This window comes from Methylacidimicrobium tartarophylax, assembly GCF_902143375.2.
Taxonomy (GTDB): domain Bacteria; phylum Verrucomicrobiota; class Verrucomicrobiia; order Methylacidiphilales; family Methylacidiphilaceae; genus Methylacidimicrobium; species Methylacidimicrobium tartarophylax.
The window spans coordinates 1-4,971 of the sequence record NZ_CABFVA020000048.1 but is presented as its reverse complement, the minus strand read 5'-3'; the positions used below and the strand labels follow the sequence as shown (position 1 = coordinate 4,971).

Below are 4,971 nucleotides of genomic sequence, written 5' to 3'. Positions count from 1 at the left end.
CTGCTCCCGCCAAGAGCAGCCACCTTTTTTCGGAGAGAGGGTAAAAACGGCAGCGCCGTCAGGCTAGCCCAGAATCCCCTTCTCGACCGCCTTCCGGAACTCGACTTGCGCCTTGGCCTGGGCGACTTTCGCCTGCCAGCCGGCTCCCATGGATGCCACGAACGCCTCCGCTCCCTTTTCGAGCTGAGCGCCGTACTCCTTCCGGATCTTTTCTTTCAGGATGTCGGTCACGACCTCCTGCCAAGCCTTGCAGCCGGCGGATTTCCACATGTGCATGACATGCTCCATGAGGTCGCCCCCTCCGTGGCACCTTTCGGCTTTTTCGTCGTGGCAGCTCGTCTCCTCGCAGCAGCTCTTCTCTTCGCAATGGCTCATTGTGCTATTCTCCTTGGTTGTCCTGCTTGAATCGCCGGAGCCCGCTGCTCTGCCGAGCAAGCGGCGTCGCGGATGATTCACGGCCGAGTCTGCCAGGAATGGGAATGGCCCTCCAGGGTGTCCAAAGACAAACTTCGGGTTAAAACCGCCAATTTCCCCTTCTCCATTGGACCGAGGCGGCTTTCGATTCTATTCTTTGCCAGCGATGGAGCCCATCCGTCCACTGACCGCAGCGATCCCCCTTCTCTCCGGGGCGAAGCCCGTGGCGGTTGTCGGCCCCGCGCACCTCATCGAGCGGATGGGGGCCTCCGCGGGCACCCCGTGCTCGGAGAACGGCCAAGGTCGATTCCGGGTACTTTTGGTCTCCGCGAACGGGATGCCGGTGGAATACGGACCGGTGGTGATTCGATCCGAGGGTGCCATTCAGGAGATCGGCACTCCCGATCTGATCTATGTTCCGGCCCCGGAAGTGGATTTTGAGGAAGCATTACGTCGCAACCGCCCCTATCTCGATTGGATGCGGGAATGCCACGCCCGGGGCACCATCGTCACGAGTTCCTGCACGGGGGCGCTCTTCTTGGCCGAAGCGGGACTGCTCGATGGACGCCGGGCGACGACCCACTGGTGTCAGGCCGATTTCTTCGCCTCCCGTTATCCCAAGGTGCGCTGGCAAATCTCCCGCATGGTCGTCGAGGACGGCAGAGTGATCACGGCGGGCGGGGCGACGGCCTATCTCAACCTGATGATCAAGCTCGCGGAAAAGTTCCTCGGCCGCGCTCACGCCCTCTCGGTTGCTCGGTTCATCCTGGTCGACTCCGAACGGGACTCCCAGCTTCCCTACATGGTTCGTTGGAACCGGCAGGAGCATAGAGACCGCGTCGTCCAAAAGGCCCAGGAGTTCCTGGCTGCGGATCCCCGAAAGCCGGTTTCGCTTCCCGAGGTGGCGGCATCCTGTGGGGTCAGCCCTCGCACGCTCCTGCGCCGGTTTCGGACAACGGTGGGCCAGACCCCGGGCGAATACCTCCAAGGAGTGCGCATCGAAAAGGCCAAGGATCTCCTGGAAAGAACCGATCGAACCGTGGAGGAGATCGTCGCGGAGGTCGGCTACGACGATTCGCGCTCCTTTCGCCGTCTTTTCCGGCGGCATGTCGGGATCTCGCCGAAACGATATCGGCGCAGGTACACGGTCTTTCCCGCCGGACCGGAACTGGAGGAGGCAGCGGTGGAAAGATCATACTGCGAGTCGGCGGCCCCATAGCCACGGACCGGGCCAAGAGAATCCGGCGGGGCGGGCAACAGGTGGACCGGTTTATCGGCCTTCCCGATCGGACAGGATCGCGACGCGCCGCGTGCGCACGTTGTATCGACAGACGGGTAGACGTCGCCCGACATCGAAGAAAGAGGCCTTATGGGACTTCTTCCTGCGGCTCAGGAGGCTCTTCCCCCTCCTCGGTGGGTGCCTTTTCCTTTTTATTCTCGTCATCCGACGGCTTTTCTTCCCCAGGCATCCCTTCGGGCAGCCCCTCCGGCATCTGCACCGGCACGACTTGCGCACCGCTCCCAGGTTCGAGGGATCCCCGTTCCATGCCGGTCCGGCCGGCGCAGCCGGGCGTAATGCTTCCTTCTTCCGCGGCGGCGGCGTTGGGGAGCCCGTCGGAAATCAGCCGGCAGCCAAACACCATCGGGGCCGCCAGGAACAAGCTAAACGCCGCGAGAAGGGCCTTCATGCTTCGAATGAGGTCGCCCTTAAGACAAGGATGACAAGGGGTCAAGAAAGAACCGCTCCCATTGTTTTCTCAGACCTTTTTCTCAGATCTGCCAAGGGGGGAGCGGGTGAAGGGAATCGAACCCTCGCTACAGGCTTGGGAAGCCCGTGTTCTACCACTGAACTACACCCGCATGGCAGGGGGAAATGCTCCCTTCGATCGGTCGAATTGTCAAAAGCATTTCTCTACCTCTATCCAAGATACTCGACGGTCCCCTGCGCGTCGCGGAGGGAGATCGAAGCGCCGGGATCGGCGAGCGCCAGTTCAATCCGGGATTCCGGTTCAAGGACGAGGACCAAGCGGCTGCCGGTTTCGAGAACCTTTTCCATGGTGCCCTTGCCCGGCATGGGCGGGGCTGCCGATGCGAGCCGGATGAGAAGCTGGGATCCATCCGTGAAGGAAAGAGAAAGCTGACCGGGAGTAGCTTCGCTTTTGGCGAGTTCCCGTTTCTGAACGAGGGCACTGAGTTTTCGATTGAGCGCCATAGTTGTCTCGCTGGTTCTCTTTGCTATTCCCCGGTTCCGTGCGCCGGGTGGAAGCCTTTTGCCCGGGCCTCCTGCTCAGACATATATTGCCCCTGTTTGGTTTTCCCATAAAAGGAAGAACCGGGTTTCCAGTAGGCGCCGGAGCGAGTGTTCACCCAGACGAGGGAGCCTTGGCTAGCCGCGGCTGCCGATGGCACGCCCGCTTTCCCTTCCCCTTTGGGCGTTCTGCCTCCCTGCCCGATGTATTTTCGGTAGGCGTCGATCCAGTTCGTCGAAATCGCCTTCTGGGCTTCCGCCAAGTCGACCTTTCCGGAGCAGACCAGCTTGTGGAGCCGATCTTCCAAGAAATCTTTTTTTCCGGCATTCCAAGGAGAGGTCTTTCGCGATTGCGGCCACAGGTTGCGGATCGAATTGGAGCCTCCCAAGGCCAGAGGAATCAGATGGTCGATCTCATAATCCCGACGGTCTCCCAAAGGAACCCCGTAGCGTCGCAGGGCTTCCCGCTTGAGAGCGATGGGGACGTTCCGGACCTTTTTGGAGTAACCCGGCACGCAGACGTCGGCTCGGCCGACCGGAAATGTATCCCCCGGAGTCAGCTTGGGATCGGGCAGGATGGGCGGCTGGGCGAGAGCCGAAAAGCCCAGGGTCAGAAGAGCGGCAAAAGCCAGAAAGGTGCGACGCATCGGAGGATGCTAGCGGACCGGATCCGCCTTTCGCAACCGATTTGATGCTGGATGAGAAGGGCTTAGGAACATCCGGCTCCCCTTGCCCAAAGCTGCGATGCGTCTTGTGCAGGGTGGTTCTCATGCTTGTAACCTCGGGTTTCCCGCTTGCCACAACCTCGCGAAGCGCCGCACCGCCCGATCAGCAAGAGACGGCCATTTCTAGAGGCCAATCATACAAACCCTGGAAGCTAGCTCCGCTCTCCGCTCTGGACAGGCCTCTGCATCCCCGCCCCTTTGCCGAGCGGATCCTCCGGTTGCTCCTTCGGCAGCAGATGGCGCGGCAGAAAAAAGAGATTGGCGACCACCGTCGGGAGGATCGCAGTGCCGACGATCGCCGCCACCAGGGTGGAATATTGACTCTTTTCGATAATCCCGTGGGAGAGTCCGAAGAGCGACGCGATCGTCCCAAAGGTGAGCCCCGAGGACATCAAGAGAGTGGTGTACATGGCCTCCTTGTGCGTCGAACCGTGGTACTTCGCGACCGGGTAGACGCTGCCAATCTTCGTGAGGGTTTCGACAGCGAGAAAGAAAAGCACCCCGGCCGGTGCGGCAATCACGGCAGGGATCGAGACTAAGTACCCCGCACGCATAAAGTAAAAGGGCGTCAAGACGCCGACCGTGACCGTCCGCAAACGCCGGATCAGGGCATGATCGCGACCAACGCTCCCCGCGAGGGCCATTCCGATCAGATAGGCCGGCAGGACCGCTTCACTCCCGGCCCAAGTGGCGAGCGACCCCATTCCCAGCAGGCCCAGGAGCAGAAACTTTGTCTCGAGTTCGGATGCCCGCCCTCCGTACCGATGGAAGAGACGAGGCGTGAGCCACGGAAGGCCCACGAATGCCGCTGTCACGGAGACCACGAGGATCAGGGTCTTGCTCGTGAAGGGGGAGAAGATCAGGCTAAGCGCGATGACGGTGCCGAGATCCGTGATGAAACAGGCGGCGAGAATCGTCTTTCCATAGTCGGTTCGATTGAAGCCAAACTCTAACATCACCGTATAGACGACCGCCACGGAAGTCGCTGCGAGGGCAATTCCGGCAAGGACGCTCGGCATCCAATCCCAGCCAAGCAGGTAATGACCTGCGGCGGCGCATCCAATCGACGGCACGAAGAAGCTCGCCAACCCAACCGCCACCGCTTCTTTCCATTTGAGTTTGAACACCTGGGGATCGAGTTCGGCTCCGGCGAGAAAGGTCAGGAGGATGGCGCCGATGCCCGCGAGAACTTTGATCCAGGGTTCGTCGGTACGAAGGACGTCCGGCCCGATTATGGTCGTGAGGACCACTGACGCGACCATTCCCACGACGATTTCGGACAAGGCGGTGGAAATGCGAAACCAGTTCGAAGCAAGGCTTGCAAGGAGGGCAAGTCCAAACCAGAGCGCGGCAAGCGCCCAAATACCCGTCATGAGCGCTCCGATCGAGGAAGCGGAGTCCCTTGGGCGATTGGGATCAGCGGCACCCCTTCCGTCAAAACCGCCGGCTTCCCTCGATACACCACTCCTCCTTCTCGCGTTTGCCGCGTGGTAGGAGTTATCAGCCTAAATGGCGGTTTCCGGGGAACCCCATCCCCATCTTCCCTCTCAAGCTAGCGAAGATGCCATGCCCGTCAAGACTCTT

6 protein-coding genes, 1 tRNA gene and 1 riboswitch are annotated in these 4,971 nt (G+C 60.8%); of the genes, 1 reads left to right on the top strand and 6 read right to left on the bottom strand.

The genetic code is table 11. The features are described 5' to 3' along the window. Nucleotides 1-63: 63 nt before the first annotated feature. Complete coding sequence (locus MAMT_RS05010) at nt 64-375, bottom strand: hypothetical protein (protein WP_142659911.1); 312 nt, start codon at nt 373-375, stop codon at nt 64-66. A gap of 205 nt (nt 376-580) precedes the next feature. Here MAMT_RS05010 and MAMT_RS05005 point away from each other — a divergent pair, with 205 nt between their 5' ends. Further along, nucleotides 581-1,633 carry a GlxA family transcriptional regulator gene (locus tag MAMT_RS05005; protein ID WP_142659910.1) on the top strand — a complete coding sequence of 351 codons (1,053 nt, stop codon included), beginning with the start codon at nt 581-583 and terminating at the stop codon, nt 1,631-1,633. Between the two features lie 148 nt (nt 1,634-1,781). Here the strand turns inward: MAMT_RS05005 and MAMT_RS05000 are convergent, their stop codons facing one another. The 5 genes from MAMT_RS05000 to MAMT_RS04980 form a co-directional block, all read right to left on the bottom strand. Then, nucleotides 1,782-2,102, bottom strand: a complete 321-nt coding sequence (locus MAMT_RS05000; RefSeq protein WP_142659909.1) for a hypothetical protein — start codon at nt 2,100-2,102, stop codon at nt 1,782-1,784. Nucleotides 2,103-2,203: 101 nt separating this feature from the next. Next, nucleotides 2,204-2,274 (bottom strand) — tRNA-Gly (locus MAMT_RS04995). 58 nt (nt 2,275-2,332) lie between these two features. After that, nucleotides 2,333-2,626: a hypothetical protein gene (locus MAMT_RS04990; RefSeq protein ID WP_142659908.1), complete on the bottom strand. Its 294-nt coding sequence runs from the start codon at nt 2,624-2,626 to the stop codon at nt 2,333-2,335. Between the two features lie 23 nt (nt 2,627-2,649). Next, entirely contained in the window at nt 2,650-3,309 is a 660-nt protein-coding gene (locus MAMT_RS11625; protein WP_246186535.1) for an HNH endonuclease signature motif containing protein, read from the bottom strand. A 230-nt stretch (nt 3,310-3,539) separates the two neighbouring features. Continuing rightward, nucleotides 3,540-4,760, bottom strand: coding sequence for a cation:proton antiporter (locus MAMT_RS04980; RefSeq protein WP_142659907.1), 1,221 nt, complete (start codon nt 4,758-4,760; stop codon nt 3,540-3,542). A 111-nt stretch (nt 4,761-4,871) separates the two neighbouring features. Beyond that, nucleotides 4,872-4,933: riboswitch (Fluoride riboswitch) on the bottom strand. Nucleotides 4,934-4,971: the final 38 nt, after the last annotated feature.

Excerpts from the sequence above, each read along its gene's own strand:
- MAMT_RS05010 (WP_142659911.1), bottom strand. The coding sequence starts at position 375 with ATGAGCCATTGCGAAGAGAAGAGCTGCTGCGAGGAGACGAGCTGCCAC.
- MAMT_RS05005 (WP_142659910.1), top strand. The coding sequence starts at position 581 with ATGGAGCCCATCCGTCCACTGACCGCAGCGATCCCCCTTCTCTCCGGG.
- MAMT_RS05000 (WP_142659909.1), bottom strand. The coding sequence starts at position 2,102 with ATGAAGGCCCTTCTCGCGGCGTTTAGCTTGTTCCTGGCGGCCCCGATG.
- MAMT_RS04990 (WP_142659908.1), bottom strand. The coding sequence starts at position 2,626 with ATGGCGCTCAATCGAAAACTCAGTGCCCTCGTTCAGAAACGGGAACTC.
- MAMT_RS11625 (WP_246186535.1), bottom strand. The coding sequence starts at position 3,309 with ATGCGTCGCACCTTTCTGGCTTTTGCCGCTCTTCTGACCCTGGGCTTT.
- MAMT_RS04980 (WP_142659907.1), bottom strand. The coding sequence starts at position 4,760 with ATGACGGGTATTTGGGCGCTTGCCGCGCTCTGGTTTGGACTTGCCCTC.